This is a genomic window from Microscilla marina ATCC 23134, from assembly GCF_000169175.1.
Taxonomy (GTDB): domain Bacteria; phylum Bacteroidota; class Bacteroidia; order Cytophagales; family Microscillaceae; genus Microscilla; species Microscilla marina.
The window spans coordinates 52,287-73,287 of sequence record NZ_AAWS01000008.1; the positions used below are offsets into that span (position 1 = coordinate 52,287).

General features: G+C 43.0%; 17 protein-coding genes. 13 read left to right on the forward strand and 4 right to left on the reverse strand.

Going from position 1 to position 21,001, the window contains the following annotated elements:
- Positions 1-754 precede the first annotated feature (754 nt).
- From M23134_RS08650 to M23134_RS41010, 3 genes are all read left to right on the forward strand, one after another.
- Positions 755-1,012 (forward strand): hypothetical protein, encoded by a 258-nt coding sequence (locus M23134_RS08650; protein WP_002695517.1) that lies wholly within the window; start codon positions 755-757, stop codon positions 1,010-1,012.
- A 27-nt stretch (positions 1,013-1,039) separates the two neighbouring features.
- The gene (locus M23134_RS08655; RefSeq protein ID WP_002695519.1) at positions 1,040-2,539 is read left to right on the forward strand and encodes an RtcB family protein; all 1,500 of its coding nucleotides are present in this window, start codon (positions 1,040-1,042) and stop codon (positions 2,537-2,539) included.
- A gap of 426 nt (positions 2,540-2,965) precedes the next feature.
- Positions 2,966-3,124 (forward strand): hypothetical protein, encoded by a 159-nt coding sequence (locus tag M23134_RS41010; protein WP_157558399.1) that lies wholly within the window; start codon positions 2,966-2,968, stop codon positions 3,122-3,124.
- A 149-nt stretch (positions 3,125-3,273) separates the two neighbouring features.
- Here M23134_RS41010 and M23134_RS08660 read toward each other — a convergent pair whose 3' ends face one another.
- Complete coding sequence (locus M23134_RS08660) at positions 3,274-4,731, reverse strand: sodium:solute symporter (protein ID WP_045113285.1); 1,458 nt, start codon at positions 4,729-4,731, stop codon at positions 3,274-3,276.
- Positions 4,732-4,888: 157 nt separating this feature from the next.
- On the opposite strand from M23134_RS08660, the gene M23134_RS08665 reads away from it, so the two are divergent.
- The 3 genes from M23134_RS08665 (at position 4,889) to M23134_RS08675 (ending at position 6,745) form a co-directional block, all read left to right on the forward strand.
- On the forward strand, positions 4,889-5,161 hold the full coding sequence (locus M23134_RS08665; protein ID WP_002695523.1) for an ATP-dependent Clp protease adaptor ClpS: 273 nt from the start codon (positions 4,889-4,891) through the stop codon (positions 5,159-5,161).
- 255 nt (positions 5,162-5,416) lie between these two features.
- A complete protein-coding gene (gene recR / locus M23134_RS08670; protein WP_002695527.1) occupies positions 5,417-6,019 on the forward strand; it encodes a recombination mediator RecR in 603 nt (200 codons plus the stop codon).
- A gap of 117 nt (positions 6,020-6,136) precedes the next feature.
- On the forward strand, positions 6,137-6,745 hold the full coding sequence (locus tag M23134_RS08675; protein ID WP_002695530.1) for a Crp/Fnr family transcriptional regulator: 609 nt from the start codon (positions 6,137-6,139) through the stop codon (positions 6,743-6,745).
- A gap of 72 nt (positions 6,746-6,817) precedes the next feature.
- Here M23134_RS08675 and M23134_RS08680 read toward each other — a convergent pair whose 3' ends face one another.
- Positions 6,818-7,366 (reverse strand): HD domain-containing protein, encoded by a 549-nt coding sequence (locus M23134_RS08680; RefSeq protein ID WP_002695532.1) that lies wholly within the window; start codon positions 7,364-7,366, stop codon positions 6,818-6,820.
- Positions 7,367-8,079: 713 nt separating this feature from the next.
- Between M23134_RS08680 and M23134_RS08685 the strand changes: the two genes are divergently transcribed.
- From M23134_RS08685 to M23134_RS08715, 7 genes are all read left to right on the forward strand, one after another.
- Positions 8,080-11,232, forward strand: a complete 3,153-nt coding sequence (locus tag M23134_RS08685; RefSeq protein ID WP_157558400.1) for a WD40/YVTN/BNR-like repeat-containing protein — start codon at positions 8,080-8,082, stop codon at positions 11,230-11,232.
- A gap of 970 nt (positions 11,233-12,202) precedes the next feature.
- Positions 12,203-13,300 carry a glycine cleavage system aminomethyltransferase GcvT gene (gene gcvT / locus M23134_RS08690; protein ID WP_002695538.1) on the forward strand — a complete coding sequence of 366 codons (1,098 nt, stop codon included), beginning with the start codon at positions 12,203-12,205 and terminating at the stop codon, positions 13,298-13,300.
- Positions 13,301-13,465: 165 nt separating this feature from the next.
- Positions 13,466-14,185, forward strand: a complete 720-nt coding sequence (locus M23134_RS08695; protein ID WP_002695540.1) for a 2-phosphosulfolactate phosphatase — start codon at positions 13,466-13,468, stop codon at positions 14,183-14,185.
- A gap of 12 nt (positions 14,186-14,197) precedes the next feature.
- Entirely contained in the window at positions 14,198-14,707 is a 510-nt protein-coding gene (locus tag M23134_RS08700; RefSeq protein WP_045113254.1) for a hypothetical protein, read from the forward strand.
- Between the two features lie 166 nt (positions 14,708-14,873).
- The gene (locus M23134_RS08705) at positions 14,874-16,382 is read left to right on the forward strand and encodes a UDP-N-acetylmuramoyl-L-alanyl-D-glutamate--2,6-diaminopimelate ligase (protein ID WP_002695545.1); all 1,509 of its coding nucleotides are present in this window, start codon (positions 14,874-14,876) and stop codon (positions 16,380-16,382) included.
- Between the two features lie 73 nt (positions 16,383-16,455).
- Positions 16,456-17,700, forward strand: a complete 1,245-nt coding sequence (mraY, locus tag M23134_RS08710; protein WP_002695546.1) for a phospho-N-acetylmuramoyl-pentapeptide-transferase — start codon at positions 16,456-16,458, stop codon at positions 17,698-17,700.
- A 153-nt stretch (positions 17,701-17,853) separates the two neighbouring features.
- Entirely contained in the window at positions 17,854-18,108 is a 255-nt protein-coding gene (locus M23134_RS08715) for a hypothetical protein (protein WP_002695547.1), read from the forward strand.
- Between the two features lie 228 nt (positions 18,109-18,336).
- On the opposite strand, the gene M23134_RS08720 is transcribed toward M23134_RS08715, so the two are convergent.
- Complete coding sequence (locus M23134_RS08720; RefSeq protein ID WP_002695548.1) at positions 18,337-19,707, reverse strand: cystathionine beta-synthase; 1,371 nt, start codon at positions 19,705-19,707, stop codon at positions 18,337-18,339.
- 515 nt (positions 19,708-20,222) lie between these two features.
- Positions 20,223-20,642, reverse strand: a complete 420-nt coding sequence (locus M23134_RS08725) for a hypothetical protein (protein WP_002695549.1) — start codon at positions 20,640-20,642, stop codon at positions 20,223-20,225.
- Between the last annotated feature and the right edge of the window lie 359 nt (positions 20,643-21,001).

The window sequence follows — 21,001 nt, forward strand, 5'->3', positions numbered from 1 at the left end:
GCAAATGTCTTTTGTAGGGGCAATCCTTTATGGTTGCCCTCGCCTGTTAAATTCCAAATGAGGCATTCAATCAAATTACCTGCGAAAACCAGCCAGAGTTGTATGAAGACGCTAAAAATTCTGGCAGGTTGGTGTGGGTGGGTGTTGGTTTTAAAGTGTTAAATTCGATGCAAATGTCTTTTGTAGGGGCAATCCTTTATGGTTGCCCTCGCCTGTTAAATTCCAAATGAGGCATTCAATCAAATTACCTGCGAAAACCAGCCAGAGTTGTATGAAGACGCTAAAAATTCTGGCAGGTTGGGTGTTGGTTTTAAAGTGTTAAATTCGATGCAAATGTCTTTTGTAGGGGCAATCCTTTATGGTTGCCCTCGCCTGTTAAATTCCATTCAAAGTGACCAGCCATGGGCTAGTCATTCGCTTGGCGATAGGTAGAAAGGGGAGAAAGTAGATTTTTTACCCTCAATTTTGCAATGATGATAAAAGTAAGGCACTGGCGCTTTAGAGCGAGTGTCTTGCTTTTTTTTGTGGGCTTTCGCCAAAATTTAGAGTAAACCGAGTTCTTCAGCGATGTCTTTGGTGAGTTTGGAAAGGGGGCGTTTGTTCAAGTCTTCTTCGTTGGTGTAGTTGCCGAGAATGAGGCGGTTGATGTCGTCCAGGCTGTTTTAGGTGTTCCGCAAGGGCACTCGAAACTTATAAGATAAAAAGAAGTCTCCGATCTTTACAAGACAGGCATAGTAGGGCTTTCTTATAAAAAATGAGCAACCTCTCTGAAACTTGCAAAGCACGAGGTTTCGATCGGGCGTGGAGACACTGTCCGAGGCGGAAATATGGTTTTTCGGGGGTATATTCTCCTAAAGATCCTTTTATAAGAAAACCCTGGACAGGCATAGTTACTTGTTTTATCATATTTGAGAATAAAGCCAGGGCTTTGCTCGCCCCCTTGCCCATCCCCCACAATTTTACTAACTTAGGCTTGCCAGCTGCCCAAAACTATATGCTTTGCAAACCATAGGGCTATACAATTTAACCATTAGATTACGTGAGAAGAACCAAAATCAGAAATCAGGATTTAAAAAAAATTGGCTATTACGAAGTTCCCCTGCTCAAGCTTGCCGGGAAAATTGCCAATAAGTTGATCGGACAAAAACAATCGAGCAAAGAAGCGCTCTTGCCCTTGTTGCAAGACCTGCTCGACCACCCCGATAATTACACCGAACCTCCTTTTGATGCGCTTGCCCAAAAGGTAAAAGAACACCAACCCGCCAACGACCTCAAGCGGCAAGACGAAGCCCAATACGAGCTCAAGCCCGAACCACTGCCTTACCCCGTGTTTGGCAAAGAAAAAATAGAAGCAGGGGCAATCAAGCAAATGGATACAGCCATGCAACTGCCCATTTCGTTGGCGGGTGCCCTCATGCCCGATGCCCACCAGGGGTATGGTTTGCCCATTGGCGGGGTGCTTGCCACCCAACACGATCGGGTAATACCCTATGCAGTAGGGGTAGACATTGCCTGCCGCATGTGTTTGTCGGTGTTTGAGCTGGAGGCAGACTACCTCAGCAAAAAACGCAATCACTTGAAAAACTTATTGCTCAAAAATACTTGCTTTGGCACAGGCAAGGGTTTTGAAAAGCCCATGCACGATGATTTATTTGATAAACCTGTCTGGAGAGAAACCAAGGTAATCCGTGACCTAAAGCGCAAAGCCATTCAGCAAATTGGTAGTTCGGGCACGGGCAACCATTTTGTAGAATGGGGCACTATAGACATACTGGAAGACAACTCCGAGCTGGGGTTGCCCAAAGGTCAGTATCTTGCCTTGTTGTCGCATTCGGGATCGCGGGGTTTTGGGGCAAACATTGCGGGGCACTATACCAACATTGCGATGGAAAAAACCAAGCTGCCCAAGCACGCCCGCCACCTTGCCTGGCTCGACCTCAACACCCAAGAGGGGCAGGAGTATTGGATTGGGATGAACCTGGCGGGTGAGTATGCCTCGGCAAACCACCACCAAATTCATAAAAGAATGGCGCAGTCGCTGGAAACCCAACCCCTGAAAATGATAGAGAACCACCATAACTTTGCCTGGCGCGACCAACTCGCCGATGGTACCGAGGTGATTGTTCACCGCAAAGGTGCCACTCCTGCCCACGAAAACGAATGGGGCATTATACCGGGGTCTATGACTGCCCCTGGCTATTTGGTGCAGGGCAAGGGCAAGGCTGAGGCAGTTTTTTCGGCATCGCACGGGGCAGGCAGACAACTTTCGCGCAACCAAGCCAAGAAAACCCTCGACGAAGACGATGTGCAGCGGGTGCTCAAGCAAAATGGGGTAACTTTAATCGGGGGCGACCTCGACGAGGCTCCTATGGCGTATAAGAACATTGATGAGGTAATGCAAATGCAACAGGCATTGGTAACCGTAGCAGGAAAGTTTACTCCTGCCATTGTACGTATGGCTGACAAGGAAAAGTGGATGGGACGAGGCAAGGGCAGACGCAACGAAAAAACGGGGGATATTTCTTTTAATGAAACGTGATTTAATTACGAATGGATCAATTACGAATTACGAATGAGCGCAAGCGACGCTAAAAAACTACAGTCTACTGACCCCGGACTAAATTACGAATGGTTTAATTACGAATGGATCAATTACGAATTACGAATGAGCGCAAGCGATGCTAAAAACTAGGGTCTACTGACTCCGGACTAAATTACGAATTACGAATGAGCGCAAGCGATGCTAAAAACTAGGGTCTACTGACTCCGGACTAAATTACGAATTACGAATGAGCGCAAGCGATGCTAAAAACTAGGGTCTACTGACTCCGGACTAAATTACGAATTACGAATGGTTTAATTACGAATGGATCAATTACGAATTACGAATGAGCGCAAGCGATGCTAAAAACTAGGGTCTACTGACTCCGGACTAAATTACGAATGGATCAATTACGAATTACGAATGAGCGCAAGCGACGCTAAAAAACTACAGTCTACTGACTCCGGACTAAATTACGAATGGATCAATTACGAATTACGAATGAGCGCAAGCGACGCTAAAAAACTACAGTCTACTGACTCCGGACTAAATTACGAATGGCTTTGCCCAATTCGTAATTAGCTTACGCAGAGCTCCCTCCGGTCGGTTCGTAATTCTCAAACTGACTCTGGACTAAATTACGAATGGCTTTGCCCAATTCGTAATTCGTAATTGATCCATTTGTAATTGACTAACCCGTAATTCTCAAATTCGTAATTCGTAATTCTCAACTATTCTGATTTACCCGTAGACAACAACCACAAGCCTAAAAAAGTAATGATGCCATTGACAATGAGTATTTCAAAGCCAAATTTAAAACCATTGAACCAAGTGGCTGAATAAAGGTTGAGAACGTAAGACAGCACCGGAGACGCCACACACACCAAAGGAACCCAACGGTCTTTTACGGCGGTTTTGGTGAGCATACCAAAGGTAAACAAACCCAGCAAAGGCCCATAAGTATAGCCCGCCGCAGTAAATAAGCTGCCAATAACGTTGCTCTCAGGGTGGGCGTCTTGAATTGCTTTAAACAACACGATCACCACTACCAACACCCCCGAAAAAACGATGTGTACCCGTCGAATCATTCGCTGGCGGGTGGCTTCTTCTTTCTTGTCAGCATCGAGAAAATCTACACAAAAAGAGGTAGTTAAAGCAGTGAGTGCCGAATCGGCGCTGGAATAAGTGGCCGCAATAATGCCCAGTAAAAAGCAAACACCAGCAAACAAACCAAAATGATTGAAAGCAAGGAAAGGAAATACTTTATCGGTTTGGGTGGGCAACTGAATGCCTTTTTCGGCGGCATACACATACAGCAAGGCTCCCAGAGACAAAAAGATGAAGTTGACAATGACCAAGACAATGCTAAACCAAAAAACGTTTTTTTGGGCATCTTTGAGGCTGCGACAAGTCAAGTTTTTCTGCATCATATCCTGGTCTAGCCCCGTCATTACCACTGCAATAGAGGCGCCCGCAAAAAACTGCTTGAAAAAATATTTAGGAGAATTGGTTTCCCAGAAAAATATTTTTGAAAATGAACTCTTGTCTATTTTTTGCGCCAGGGTACTATAGCTCCACTGCAGGTCTTCTTTCATGAGATAAATACTTACGACTGCTGCCAACAGCAAAAAAGTGGTTTGAAGGGTGTCTGTCCATACAATGGTTTTGATGCCCGCCCGATAAGTATAAATCCAGATGAGTACAATGCTAATGATGGTGGTTTGCCAAAAAGCTACTCCCCAAGCCTCAAATAGCCCCAGTTGTAGCACCATTGCTGCCAAAAATAAACGAAACGAAGCCCCTATAGTACGCGAAAGTAAAAAGTAAAAGGCGCCTGTTTTATACGACCAAAACCCAAAGCGTTGCTCAAGGTAGGCATAAATAGACACCAACTGAAGCCTGTAATACAAAGGCAAAAGCACCGCACCTATGATCAAGTACCCCAATAAGTACCCCAGCACCATCTGAAAGTAGGCAAATTGATTGGAAAGCACCGCACCTGGTACTGATATAAAGGTAACCCCCGACAATGAGGCGCCAATCATACCATACGCCACCAAATACCAGGGAGATTGTTTGTCGGCAGTAAAAAAAGATTGTGAATTGCTACCACGGGAAGTAACCGCTGAAATGAGCAGCAACACCAAAAAATAGGCAAGCACTACAGTAAAGACGAGTTCGGGGGTCATAGATTTGGGGGTAAAAACAGTCATCATCACTTGCCAAAAAACTATCAATAAGCCTTTTATACAAGTTTTCCAAAAAAAATTTATTTAAATCTCAACTGCCAAAACTCCTGATTTTTTTTTAATTTTGCTAAATCTTAGTTTAAAACTCGAAAGAACCATGTCACAAACTCAAGAACTCGAACTTCTGGAAGAAGAAGTTGTAACGGTAGAAGAACGTCAGCTTACAGTATTCAATGACGATATTAACACATTTGATCATGTAATTAACACCCTTATTGAAGTGTGTAACCACACCCCCGAACAAGCCGAGCAATGTACTTGGATTATCCATTACAAAGGCAAATGTTCGGTAAAAGTAGGTGAGTTCAATAAGCTGCGCCCCATGCGTGACGCCATCTGCGACCGTGGAATCTCGGCTGAAATTGTATAACGACCGATAACACACCCCTACAATAAATGTCTCGCTTTTGGCAAATCAACACAAAAGCAGGCAATTATTATTCGAGTGTTATTTATAATAATCATTATGAAAGTAATCCAGTCCATACAAACTTATCCAGAGGTGCGGACAAAAGCCTGACAGGTTTTTAAGACAACTCCGGCAAAACCTGTCGGTTTTTTTCTTTGGATGGACTTACTTTTGAATGATTGTTCATTACCTCTGTTTACTTTCTTAAAGTACTTTATGATATTTTCTTCTAAACTAATCGAGGATGCAGTAGACCAGATCGCCGGATTGCCTGGCATAGGCAAAAAAACTGCTTTGCGATTAGTTTTTCATTTGCTCAAGCAAGATGAAAAATCAACGGTTGCACTGACCGACACACTCCTGAAATTACGCCGCGACATTGTGTATTGTAACCAGTGCCACCACATTTCCGATACACCCACCTGCAATATTTGCAATAGCAACAAGCGTGACCGTACATTATTGTGTGTAGTAGAAGACTCCCAAGATGTGTTGGCAATAGAAAATACAGCCCAATACCAGGGGCTTTACCATGTGTTAGGAGGAGTTATTTCTCCTATGGAAGGAGTCTCGCCTATAGACTTGCACATTACCTCTTTGCTGGAAAGGGTGGCCAAATCAGAAATTAAGGAAGTGATATTTGCGCTTAGCCCTACAATGGAAGGCGACACTACTACTTTTTATCTTACCAAAAAACTACGGGAACATCAAATTAAAATAAGCACTATTGCCAGAGGAGTGCCCATTGGCAGCGAACTGGAGTACACCGACGAAATAACCCTGGGACGCAGTATCATTGGCCGAACTACCTATGAATAGGGCCGTCGCACAAACTCATTATATTTCGTATATGTATGTTAAACTTCGCAAAACTTGGAGGCAAGCCTCTTGCGGTAGTTAACTTATTAGTATGACTCAAAGAATATCTGATAAACTATGGCTCTAACACAGGATTTTTCATTATACAACTACCTTACTACTTCTGCTAAGTATGATATGAACGATAAGGTAAAGCTCAAAGAGTTTGAAAAAGGGGAGTACGTTTACTTGCCCAACTCTCCTCAAAACTATATTTATCTGATAGAATCGGGAGTAGTAAAAATAGGAAGCTATGCCAACAATGGTGAAAAAGTGATTTATGATATTCTAACCCCCGGCGAAACTTTTGGTAACTTAAACTACCTGGGCGAAGATGTACCGTTTTTTGAGTTTGCTCAAGCCATCAGTGGTGCCAAAACCTCAGTATTTGAACTTAAGTTTTTCAAACACTTAATTGTACACGACCCTACTGTGTCTGAGTGGTTCAATATTACGGTAGTAGGCCGATGGAGCAAGGCAGAAACCCGCTTGTTGTACATGACCCGTGGCAATATTGAAGCCCGCATCGAAAACCTGCAAAAAGAGCTGTCTCACGAAGTAGCAGACAAAAGAGGGATTGCTTATAATGTGTTCAACCTTTTGTCGCAACAAGATATTGCTGACCTAACGGGTACGACCCGCCAAACAGTGGCAAAAAAACTGCGTTCGCAAAACTCTTCAGTATAGCCAGGTAAGCATACGCCTGGCTTTTTTTATAAGGGGCAACAAGTAAATATGCCTGTTGCTCTATAGTCCTTTTTATGCTTCGTCGATGTAAATAGAATAATGGGCTATTTTTTCTTGCAAACGTTGTTCGATATAAGGGTTCACCCCTTGCAAAGTATTTAATATCACCCGTGCCTCTTGTTGGTAGCGGTGCTTCTTGGGGGAATCCCAATAATAAGGAGGCTCGCTAAGGTTGTCTATTCGATCACACATTTTCACCATGCGTACTTCGGTACGTTGCCGTAAAATGCGCCGTAAACTATCTTCCATTTGTGCTTCTTTGCCTGGCAACTTGTCGTTTTTGGTAAGTGCCATTACTCCGTCTGCTACCTCTTGGCCAAAAACCTTGGCTACCTGTGCATAAGTCACCGTTGTATCTTCTATAGTATCGTGTAACAGGGCACATTGTAGGGCATAGTCTGCGTCAAATTTAACCGGGCTTTGTACCCAGGCAGTCATTATTTCCATAGCTACCCTTGCCAGGTGGGTAGTATACGAACGATTACTTCCAGGTATTTTTTGGGCAATGTGTGCATCTCCGGCAAACTCGATGGCTTTTAAATAAATCGATTGATTCCACATATTACTTTTTTTAGGAATGGACAAAAAGAACGCTTAGCCGAAGGTAGAATAAAGCCTCTCTTCCGAGGTAGATGACCTCTTGTTTTGATCGGCAAACAACCACCAACCCAAGCAATTACCTTTCAGAAAAACAAACTTATTTAAGTTACAATGTTTGAGTGCACGCTCGAAACGAAGATAAGCGAAATCTCCTGCAAGTGAAAAAATCGATGAACTTTCTTTGCTCCTCTTAAGTACACCAGACACTACATACATAAAATATTATTTACTGGTTTGGTAAGCTCAATACTCCGCAGTGATTTTAGTCAAAGCTGGTTGCTGGTTATCAGTTATTGATGAATTTAAAAACTATTTAATTGGGTGTTTAGGCGTAAAACCGAAACACTTTTAAAAATAAAGTGAGTAAGCAATCTTAATATAAAATACTGGTTTACAGCATTTAACAAGGTGAACATTTACTCGAATCGGCTATGGACTTCCATCTGCCGATTTTATAAGCCATTAAAAATCAGTGTATTATAAAACAGGTAGCATGCTTGCAAACCAGCTTAAAGCTAAGGGCTAATAGCTTTAGGCTGTAGAAGCTATCGCCTAAATACTATGGACTATTGTAAGCGTCATCACTTGTTAATTATTTCTTAAGAGCCTTGCCTTAAGTATTTAATTCCTAATTTTAAATACCCTATTAGAATATTTTATAAAACAACGACATAATGAATAAACGCTACCCAATAAAATGGAATCTATTGTGTATCATGTGGGTGCTGAGCCTTGGTATAATTACCACGGCTGAGGCGCAACGCAAAAAGAAAAAAAACAATAAAAATACGCCTGAAAGTACTGTAAAGCAATATTTTAAGTCAATGAAATGGCGCAACATAGGCCCTAACCGAGGCGGAAGAGCCGCTGCAGTTACCGGAGTACCGGGCAAGCCTGATTTGTACTATATGGGAGTGACTGGCGGTGGTGTATGGAAAACCAACGATGCTGGTACTACCTGGAAAAACATCTCTGATGGCTTTTTTGGAGGCTCTATAGGAGCCATCGCAGTAAGCGAATATGACAATAATGTAATTTATGTAGGTGGAGGCGAAACCACTGTTCGAGGCAATGTATCGCACGGCGACGGAGTGTGGAAATCGGTAGACGGTGGTAAAACCTGGAAGCACATGGGCTTGAAGGAATCGCGCCATATTGGACGCATCAGCATCCACCCAAAAAACCCTGACATAGTGTATGTGGCTGCTTTGGGGCACTTGTTTGGCCCTCATCCAGCGCGGGGGGTGTATCGCTCGATGAATGGAGGCAACACCTGGAAAAAGATTTTGTTTGCCAATGAAAACGCAGGGGCCTTTGACCTCATTCTTGACCCCAACAACCCTCGTGTAGTATATGCCAGTACCTGGCGCGTCCGCCGAACCCCATATAGCCTTGAGAGTGGTGGCAAAGGTTCTGTCTTGTGGAAAAGTACCGATGGCGGCGATAATTGGATAAATTTACACAAAAAATCGCAGGGGTTGCCCAAGGGCTTGTTAGGTGTGATTGGGGTAACGGTGTCTCCGGTGAACTCTAATCGGGTATGGGCGATTATAGAGCACAAAAACGGAGGTGTTTTTCGTTCTGACAATGCCGGCAAAACCTGGATAAAAGTAAATAGTGAGCGTAAACTACGCCAACGTGCCTGGTACTATAGCCGCATTTACGCCGATACCAAAGACCTGGACATGGTGTATGTGGTCAATGTTCGTTTTCATCGCTCAAAAGACGGAGGTAAAACCTACCAGTCTATTAAAACACCTCACGGCGACCATCACGACTTGTGGATTTCGCCTGATAACAACCAACACCTGATTGTGGCAGATGATGGAGGAGCGCAAGTGTCTAAAAACCACGGGGCAAGTTGGTCTACTTATATGAACCAACCCACCGCGCAGTTTTACAGAGTATCGGTTGACAATCATTACCCTTATAGGCTATATGCCGGACAACAAGACAACAGTGCCATTAGAATATTGAGCACGGCACGCCCTGGCAACATACGCGCTTGGGAAAGTACCGCTGGGGGCGAAAGTGGGCACATTGTGGCTGACCCTACCAATAATGACATTGTATATGGTGGTTCTTATGACGGCTTTTTGATCAAGATGAACCACAAAACCAAGCAGTTCAAATCGGTAGATGTATACCCAGACAACCCTATGGGCTGGGGCGCCAAAGACTTGAAATACCGCTTTCAATGGAACTTTCCTATTTTCTTTTCTCCACACGATGCTAAAACCTTGTACACTGCTGCTCAGGTGTTGTTTAAAACGACCGATGGTGGGCATAGCTGGACAAAAATAAGTGGCGACCTGACCAGAAACGACACTACCAAGATGAAATCGTCGGGGGGGCCTATCACCAAAGACAACACCAGTGTAGAGTATTACGGGACTATTTTTGCGGCTTGCGAATCGCCTTACGAAAAAGGCTTGTTATGGGCAGGTTCAGACGATGGTTTGATGCACGTGAGCCGTGATGGGGGCAAAACCTGGAAAAATGTAACGCCTAAAGGAATGCCTGAGTGGGTGATGATTAACAGCGTAGAGCCTCACCCAACCATCAAGGGTGGTTGCTATATCGCGGGCACGCGCTACAAGTTAGACGATTTTAAACCTTATTTGTATGTAACTACCAACTATGGCAAAACCTGGAAGAAAATTACCAACGGAATCAAGGACAACCATTTTACCAGGGTACTAAGGGCTGACCCCAAACGCAAAGGTTTACTGTATGCTGGCACTGAGTATGGCGTGTATATGTCGCTGGACGATGGGGCTAATTGGAAGTCACTTCAGTTGAACCTGCCCCAAGTGCCTATTACTGACCTTGCCATCAAAAACAACGATTTGATTGCCGCTACTCAAGGGCGTGCTTTTTGGATTTTAGACGATTTGACTCCTTTGCACCAGTTCAACGATGAGGTAAAGAAAAGCACCGCTTATTTGTTCAAACCAAACAGCACTTACAGTGGTGGGGCTTCGCGTGGGGTGAGCATTCGCTATTATCTTAAAGATAAACCGGGCAAAGACCAACCTGTCACATTAGAGTTGATGGATGGCAATGGTAAGTTGATTGCTAAGTACACCACCCAAAAGAATAAGAGTAAAAAACCACGCAAAGAAAATGGGGTAACCGTAAGAAAACTCAAGGTAAAAAAAGGCAGCAACAGCTTTCGCTGGAATATGCGCTATGAGGGTGCCGAACGCTTCAAGGGCATGGTGTTATGGTTTGGTGGCACCAAAGGCCCAAAGGCTGTGCCAGGCAAATACAAGGTGCATCTAACGGCCGCAGGTAAAACCCAAACGCAGGAATTTGAGATTGTCAAAGACCCACGCATTGAGGCATCGCAGGCCGACCTTGAAGCACAGTTTAAGTTTTTGGTAGAAGTACGTGACAAGCTCACCGAAACCCACCAGGCAATCAAGCAAATCCGCAAGATGAAAAAAGACATTGGTGGGGTAATGGCTCGCCTGGGTGACAACGACAAAATGAAGGATGTCAAGGAAATGGGCAAGGCAATGATCAAGAAGATAAGTACTATAGAGAAGGCATTGTACCAAACCCAAAACCGTAGTCCACAAGATCCCTTGAACTACCCCATTCGCCTAAACAACAAACTAAGTACACTGGCCACTTATGCTGGCTTTGCCGACAGCAGACCTACCCGTGGCTTGGTGCAGGTAAAAAAAGATCTTACAGCTAAAATTAATGTGCAACTCAACAAACTGAAAGGGGTCATCAGTCAGGATGTGCCTAAATTTAACAACTTGGTAGCGCAAAAACAGATTCCGGCAATTATGATTACAGATGAAGCAAAAGAGTAGTGATTAGCTATCAATTGCAAATAAATTCCAAAAAGCCCTGTTTTGATCAAAGACAGGGCTTTTTTGTTTGGTTTGACAATATATAATCAGAAAAACCGCGTAAAAGACCTAATCAGCCAGCGAAAGATGCTGTTGTAGACAGTTCAACCCAAAAAACAACTTCCTCGTGTTGGTCTTAAGGCTTTAGGCAGACCAACACCTGTCAGGCATAAGTGATGTCTTAAGCCAGCGAAAGATGCTGTTGTAGACAGTTCAACCCAAAAAACAACTTCCTCGTGTTGGTCTTAAGGCTTTAGGCAGACCAACACCTGCCAGGCATAAGTGATGCCTTAACCAGCGAAAGATGCTGTTGTAGACAATTCAACCCAAAAAACAACTTCCCCGTGTTGGTCTTAAGGCTTTAGCCAGACCAACACCTGTCAGGGAGGAGCATAGTAAAAAAATCACTTAAAAATACCGTCACCGCCTCAGCGAGTATCCCCACACGCTGATCGAATCGCCAAAATTTGGATACTGAAAGATGTTTCAGGGATAAAAAAGATAGTAGCCTGACGGCTATGGTGAAGACACACAGGCGAGGGTGATATTTTTTTAGCTGGGTAGAGTAGGCTTAAGTTACACTGCGCTACGCCTTAAGCCAGCGAAGTTTTGAAAATTTCCAATAATCCAGCAAAAATATAAAAATCTCTCGCCATTTTTTTACACAAAATTACCCACATCTGAGCAGAAATTTATCTGTGGTTGGTTTCCAACAAAAAAAGCCCTAAAATTGAAACTGAAACACACGACTAAAGAGCATTTCGTCTTGACAGGGTGTTGGTGTTTCTATTTTTTTCAACTAAAGAATTGACATTTTGGAACCTGATCGTAATAACTGTTCGTTTTCGCGGTGACGCTCTTTATCTGTTGAGAGTACTTTTGCCAAAGCTGGACATTTATTGAATCAAACTCCTTTAGCTTTTATATAATTATGGATTTAAAAACCACCGATTTAAAACAAACTGCCCTCAACGACATTCACGTAGCTCTAGGGGGTAAAATGGTAGAGTTTGCTGGCTACTCTATGCCCGTTCGTTATACTTCAGACAAAGAAGAACACTTTGCGGTGCGTGAAAACGTAGGGGTGTTTGATGTATCGCACATGGGCGAATTTTTGCTCAAAGGCGAAGGAGCGCTAGACCTTATCCAAAAAGTATCGTCAAACGATGCTTCTAAGCTTTACCCTGGCAGGGTGCAATACTCTTGCCTACCCAACGACCAGGGCGGTATTGTAGATGATTTGGTGATTTATATGATTGCCGAAAATGAATATTACCTGGTAGTAAACGCCTCTAATGTACAAAAAGACTGGGATTGGATAAGTAAACACAATACTTATGGGGTAGAGATGACCAACTTGTCTGACCAAACCTCTATGCTTGCTATACAAGGCCCTAAAGCCACTCAAGCCCTACAGTCGCTTACCGACGTAAAACTAGACGATATGAAGTTTTACACTTTTGAGAAAGCTACTTTTGCTGGAGTGCCCGACGTTATTATCTCGGCAACTGGCTACACTGGCTTGGGCGGAGTAGAACTATATGTTCCTAATGAGCACGCCGAAACTATTTGGAACAAAATATTTGAAGCAGGCAAAGACTACCACATTCAGGCCATTGGCTTGGGAGCACGCGATACTTTGCGTCTTGAAAAGGGATATTGTTTGTATGGCAACGACATAGATGATACTACCTCGCCACTAGAGGCTGGTTTGGGTTGGGTCACTAAGTTTACCAAAGATTTTGTAAACTCTGAAGCGCTTAAAAAACAGAAAGAAGAAGGTGTCAAACGCAAGTTGGTAGCTTTTAAGATGGTAGATAAGGGCATTCCCCGCCACGGTTACGAATTGCTGGACACCGATGGCAAAAACATAGGCAAGGTAACTTCTGGCTCTATGTCTCCCTCGCTCAATATTGGCATTGGCTTGGGTTATGTAACCAAAGAACTAAGCAAACCAGGCAATGAAATAATGGTGCAGGTACGCAACAAACAACTTAAGGCTGAGGTGATTAAATTGCCATTCATTTAGGCGACAAGCTTCAGACGACAAGTCAAAAACTCCCCCTTTATTTTACTGAAGGGGGAGTTTTTGTGTATAAATCTAAATCGCCAAGCGGTGACAAGTTATCAACGATGATTTACTTGATTTACCCACTCAAAAACATTTAATTCCTATACAAGCTAACAACTGAGAATGAAACAATTAGAAGTTTGTCTTACCCCCGACTTACTACAGCATTATTCGCTGGAAGGCAAGGTGGTAGTAGTAATAGACGTATTCAGAGCAACCACTACCATGGTATCGGCACTTGCCAATGGGATCAGCCGTATTACCCCAGTGGCTACACTCAAAGAGTGCTCGGCATTGAAAGAAAAAGGTTACCTGACAGCCGCTGAACGCAATGGTAAAAAGCCGGGTGGTTTTGATTTGGGCAACTCTCCGCTCAACTACCTCAAGCACGATTATTCAGGGCAGCAACTGGCCATGACTACCAGTAATGGTACGCTGGCAATTACCAAATCTATAGCAGCGCACGAAATTATTATTGGCGCATTTATTAATATGTCGGCGGTAGTAGCATATTTGCGTGCCCAAAGCCAGGATATTTTACTGCTTTGTGCTGGATGGAAGGGGCGCATCAACACCGAAGACAGCCTTTTTGCGGGGGCGGTGGCTCATTTGCTGGCAAACGAAACTGAACTGGCAAACGATTCGGCAGTAGCCGTACAAAGCCTTTACCAAACCCACGAAACCAATATGGAGGAGTTTTTGAAAGAAGGCTTACACTTTAACCGTCTGCAGCGCCTGGGGCTAGACGAAGACATCGAGTTTTGCCTGAAAAAAGATGAGTATAATTTAGTGCCAACGTATAAAAATGGCGTACTCATTGGCGTAGTTTATCACCCACAATAAACCCATCAGGAGATGCGCAAATCTTTATTTTTGTACGCTAAAACATGGGTGTTCTTAGTCTTGGGGTGCTGGCTTAACAGTTGCCAGCCCAAGCAGTTGTCGCCCCAAGCATTTGCCCAAAAGGTGGTGCAAAACTATCAACAGTTCAAGCCCGATCAAATGGCTGCTTTGTTTACCGATCGTGCTACAGCTATGATGGTTTCAGACCTGATCAATCACTACCCTAATTATATCAACAAAAAAAGGGCAGAGAGTGACCAACTGTACCAACAACGCATTGCCCATTGGGTGGCACAAAAACAACAATCTTTTAAAATTAACTGGAAAATGGTCAAGTTTGACAAGGTGGTAGTAGATGCCTCGAAACGCTACGGTAAGTCATTACAAACCATTGACTTGCGCATTGTTTTTCGGGGCAAGGTAAGCTTTCAGCAAGCGGTGAAGCTGATAAAACTAAAGGGTAAGTTGTATTTGTGGCAATTGGGAGGGTTTGACCGTTACCGCCAAGGTAAAAAAGCTTGATAATGATTTTATCCAGCCTTGTCTGACTTTCGTCTTATCTTATGCAAAAAAACCTAAAGCCAGTTTTACAATCTGCCATTTTTTCTCTTACCTTGCAATAAATTTTACCTCGACAATACTACTCAGTAACTCATGAGGTAAAACACTATTAGAAGAATGACAGGCAATGACTAATTTAAAACAATTACTCCATCATATAGAAGTTATCCAAACCAGAGGAAACGCTCCTGAATCTATTGAAAACATTCATTTTGACTCTCGTAAGGTACAAGCCAACGACTTGTTTGTAGCAGTAAAAGGTACACAGGCAGACGGACACCAATACATTGGGCAAGCGGTAGCGTTGGGTGCCAAAGTCGTCGTATGCGAAACGTTCCCCAAAAACCTGAGCGATTCGGCCACTTATATTCAAGTAGCCAATAGCGCCAAAGCGTTGGGCTGGCTGGCGTCTAATTATTATGATCATCCCTCGAAAAAGCTCAAGCTGGTGGGGATTACAGGTACCAACGGCAAAACTACTACGGTAACCCTGTTACACCAATTGTTTCGTAAGTTTGGTTACCGGGTGGGATTATTGTCTACCATTCAAAACTACATTGACGATACTGCCTTACCTGCCCGGCTTACTACGCCCGACCCACTGGAACTCAATCGCCTGATTGCCGAAATGGTAAAAGCAGGGTGTACACATTGCTTTATGGAGGTAAGCTCGCATGCAGTGGTACAAGAGCGCATTGCTGGGTTGCATTTTACGGGAGCGGCTTTTACCAATATTTCGCATGATCATTTAGACTTTCACGAAACTTTTGCCAATTATATCAACGCCAAAAAACAGTTTTTTGATCAGCTGCCGCCTACGGCTTTTGCCTTGATAAACGCAGACGATAAACGTGGCATGGTAATGCTGCAAAATACTGTGGCCAAAACCCAACGCACTTTTGCCCTCAAGCAATTTGCCGACTTTAAGGCAAGGGTGGTAGAGAGTTCGCTGCAGGGGTTGTTTATGGAGATAGATGATGTGGAGGTGTGGTTTCAGATGATTGGCTATTTTAACGCTTACAACTTGTTGGGCATTTATGCCATTGCAGTACTTTTGGGCGAAGATACCACCGAAACGCTTACTTTGCTGTCGGGTTTGCAGTCGGTTCCAGGCAGGTTTGAGAAAATTATTGGCGAATCGGGCGCTACTGGGGTTGTCGACTACTCGCATACCCCCGATGCCTTGGAAAATGTATTACAAACCATTTTTGAATTGCGTCAAAGCGGACAAAAAATTATTACGGTAGTAGGGTGTGGGGGCAACCGCGACGCCAGCAAACGCCCTATCATGGCTCAGATTGCCTGCCAATACAGCGATGTGGTTATTTTTACTTCAGATAACCCGCGAAATGAGCCGCCTATGCAAATACTGGAAGACATGCAGGAGGGGGTCTCTATTGATGATGAACCTAAAACCTCGCTGATTGCAAGCCGAAAGGATGCCATCAGAAAAGCCTGTGAACTAGCCCAAAAACAAGACATTATTTTGGTGGCAGGCAAAGGACACGAAACTTACCAGGAGATTGCCGGGGTACGTCATCCGTTTGACGATCGGCTAGTGCTTAAGGCATTTTGCAGTAAAATAGCGCACATAAGTAGCTCATGCTGCTACTACTTAAATTACCCTTACTTGTGAGTGATAACAAACAATAAAAACTAAACGAAAATACCCTTTACGGGAAACGACATCTAAACTACAAGCAAACTCAATGTTATACTACTTATTCGATTACTTAGAAAGCAATTACCAGTTTCCGGGCGCTACTTTGTTCAAATACATCTCATTTCGGGCAAGTATGACCATTATGATTTCCTTGCTGATTGGGGCAATTTTTGGCAGACGCCTGATCAACCTACTCAAAAAAATGCAGGTAAAAGAGCAAAGCAGGGTATTGGGTTTGCCAGGCGAAGATAGCAAGCAAGGGACGCCTACTATGGGAGGGCTCATCATTATTGGTTCTATTGTAATTCCTACGCTGTTGTTTGCCCGTTTGGACAATGTGTATGTTATTTTGTTATTGATTTCTACGCTTTGGCTGGGTTTCATTGGTTTTTTGGATGACTACACCAAGTTGGTAAAAAAGAAAAGAAGCTGGTTGGTTGGCGATCGGGGAATCAAGGGACAGTATAAAATTTTTGGGCAAGTGGGGTTGGGCTTGATTGTAGGCTTGGTGCTTTACTTTAACGAAAATGTAAAAGTCCGCCAGTATTACAACCCTGCTACTCAAGAGTACAACATATCGGTACCTGTAGATGGCTACCAGGAACGGTACAAAGACGTAAAGTCTAATGCTGTAAACGTACCTTTCTTTAAAAACAACGAACTGGACTACGGCAAAATCATTCCGTTTTTGCCCAAAAGCCTTACTTGGGTCTTGTATGTGATGGTAGCTATATTTATTATCACGTTTGTATCTAATGGTGCCAATATTACCGATGGGGTAGATGGGCTTGCTGCGGGCACCTCGGTAATCATAGCGGTTACACTTGCTATATTTGCCTATGTATCGGGCAATGCTATCTTTTCTAAATATTTGGGCATTATGTATATTCCCAATTCGGGCGAACTGGTAATTTTTTGTTCGGCACTGATGGGGGCCTGCATTGGCTTTTTGTGGTACAACTCTTACCCTGCCCAGGTATTTATGGGCGACACGGGCAGCCTTTCGCTGGGAGGGATCATTGCCGTGCTTGCCTTGTCGGTACGCAAAGAGTTGTTGATTCCTTTGATGTGCGGTATTTTCTTAGCCGAAAACCTTTCGGTAATCATTCAGGTAAGTTATTTTAAATATACCAAAAAGAGATTTGGCGAAGGAAAGCGCGTCTTCCTGATGGCTCCTTTGCACCATCACTTCCAGAAAAAAGGGTATCACGAAGCCAAAATTGTGACCCGCTTTTGGGTAGTGGGTGTCATACTTGCCGTACTTACATTGGTAATGCTTAAGTTAAGGTAAGAATTGTTTATAGAAATTATACAGTCAGTTTTTTGAGGCAACAAGTTCTACAGTGTACCCTATTACTTATCGCTAATTTTACTTGATAATCCATTGATTTTATAAAAAAATGCCAGATTTTTACAGGCGTAAAAAAACTGCGTAAAATCGCTTATGGAAGAGTTGATGAATACCACCAATTTTACCGAAGAAGAGGTAGAGAAAATGATCATAGAACAATTTGATATTGAAGGGTTTATCATTACCCAAATATCTGATCGTCACTATTATCACCGCGATTTGCCTAAAGGCATACAACTGCTTGATATTCAAATAGGTTTTACCTTGCCCAGCAAGCGCAAAGGGGTAAAGTATCGGGTGAAAAACATTCGCAACCTTACTTTGATTGTGCGTGAAGAGCAGCATTAACCAATCCAGAAATAAAATGTAACTTCCCAGGCTGAGTATAGGTAAACCGAGTAATTTTTTAACTGCGATTTTTATAAGTTACTGAAAATCAACGTGATATAAAAGGGTAGTTACCTGTCGGGGCTTTTAACTCTGGAGCACTCAGTACCACGTCTTGCCCAAACAAAGAAAGCCTTGATAGCTCACCAACTATCAAGGCTTTTACCTTTTTAGAGAAACAAACCCGTTTTAACTTGTCATTGCAGTAAGCAAATCGGCTTGGGTGATGATATGGATTTGGTTTTCATCGTCACGTACCATCAGGGCAGGGTTGTCTTTGTTGATCAACGATGACAGCACATCTACGGTGTTGTCCATCGCCACAAAGGTAAACGGTTTGTCCATAAAAGTGTCTATGGATTGATTTTTGATGTCGGGCGACTCTATCAATTTAGCCAAAATCTTAGAGTCACTCAAACTACCTACAATATGTTCACCATCTGTAATCGGAATCTGAGAAATTCCTTCTTTGGTAATCGTAGAAATAGCGTCAGCCACTTTACAGTTTTTGTCTATAGTAACCAGCTTGCCACTTCCGTTTTTGCGCGATACAATGTGGCGTGCTGTAGCAAAAGAGCGCTCCTCTAAGAAACCATGCGCACGCATCCACTCGTCGTTGTATACTTTGGCAAGGTAGCGGGTACCATGGTCAGGCAGTATAATCACCATTGTGTCCTCTTCTTTGAGGTTTTCACGGGCATACTCCAGGGCACCATATACGGCAGCCCCACACGACCAACCCACAAACAGCCCTTCTTCGCGCGCCAGGCGTCGGGTCATAATTGCAGAGTCTTTGTCGGTTACCTTTACGAAGGTGTCAATCATGCTAAAATCTACATTTTTAGGCAAAATATCTTCGCCAATGCCTTCAGTCAGGTAAGGGTAAATCTCGTTTTCGTCAAATTCGCCGGTTTCTTTATATTTTTTAAATACCGAACCATACGTATCTATTCCTACCGATACAATATTGGCATTTTGTTCTTTCAAGTATTTAGAGGTACCGCAAATGGTGCCACCCGTACCCACACCTGCCGCAAAATGAGTGATTTTGTGTTCGGTTTGTTTCCATATCTCAGGGCCAGTGGTCTCATAATGGGCCACTGAGTTTGACATATTGTCGTATTGGTTGGGATAAAACGAGTTAGGAATTTCCTCGTTGAGCTTGCTTGCCACTGAGTAATAAGAGCGAGGGTCTTCGGGGGCTACATTGGTGGGGCATACGTGTACTTCGGCACCTACAGCTCTTAGTATATCTATTTTTTCCTGAGACTGTTTATCGGCCATAGTAAAAATACAACGGTATCCTTTGGCGCAAGCCGCCAGTGCCAGCCCCATTCCGGTATTACCTGATGTACCTTCTATAATGGTGCCCCCTGGTTTAAGCAATCCGGCTTTTTCGGCATCCTCTACCATTTTAATGGCCATGCGGTCTTTTACTGAGTTGCCAGGGTTAAAGTATTCTACTTTTACCAATATAGTTCCTTTGATACCCTCAGCTATCTTGCCAAGCTTTACCAAAGGAGTATCTCCTATTGTTTCGATGATGGAATTGTAGTACATATAATAAAGTCTGTTTTATTCTTTATAATTCTTCTGTGATTGTGTTTGTCATATCGTGGTTGCAAAGTTCTATAAATTTTCTAACTTTTAACTATTTTTAAGGGATAATTGACAGGAGAGAATACAGATAGCCAAGTACTTGTTTGAAGTCAATGTTTCTAATGTGCTTTTGGGGGTAGATGCGTAGCCCTAAGGAATGGTGTAAAAATAAAGTTCTATAGTAACGTCAAAATATTTTGTTGTCAGGAGAGGCAGGGCAATATCCAGTGGATGTTGAGCCAGTCCTGCGGGACGGCGTCATAGCAGCGCTAAGGCAAGTTTTTTTAACGAATTCTGTCAGCGAAAGATGACGTTAAAAATGTAAATTTATTTTGGCACTATTACTAAGAGGAGCTAAACTGAAAAGAAGGGTGAATCGATGAAGGGAAAACCGTGTATAATCAAACAAAAACCTCCTTGGTTTCTTGGAAAAAGTAAGCCAGGAGGTTTTATAGTTTAAGCGTGAAAGCGAGATGCTAAGCAAAGTCGAGCAACCAGGCGTAGGCAGGTGTTTCTTCTTTGAAATACTTGGTAGTTAAAATTAAATTCCCTGTTTCGTCAAAAGTCTGGCTTACCGCCAGGTCATTGACAAAATCTCCATTGCTGAGCACAGCAAAGTAAAACTCTTGCCCTACAAATATCTTTTGGAATACGTTTAGGCTGTGCCATTCTTGCATTTCGGGACTCATGATATAATGAAACCCACTTAAATTAATTAGCCACTTTTGGGGGATTTTTTGGCGCTCTAATTTGCGTACCAACTGTCCAAGGTCTTTACGGTATTCATCATCACTCATATCAACCGTGTCTTGGTACCACTCCTGATGCCCTAGTTGTAAGCTTTTCTCTACAGCAATGGATTGATACCTGCTTTGGTAAATGGTTTCTAACTGCATAGTGATTGTTTTTTATTAGCTCAATAATATATTTCATAGCTTGGCAATGCTTGTTACAAACTGGTGATAGTGCTCCTTGCAAGCCAATATCTGTGTGTACGGAAGGCTTTGTTGGTTGGTTTTATCAGGCAAATGTATGTGTATGCCTAAAGCCGTATAAATCACATTTACTTAGTTTAATTAAAATACAGGTGGTTGCCATGCATTTTGTGTTTACTTATTTTATTGCCTGTGTTGGTTTTTGTTTTGTAAAATATTATTTAACTTAATTTTATGCTGTTTTTGTTTGTTATGATTAAATGTAGTATTGTTTTTTTTGATTTAATTTAAATTTTATTCTGTGTAGAAAAATTAAAAAT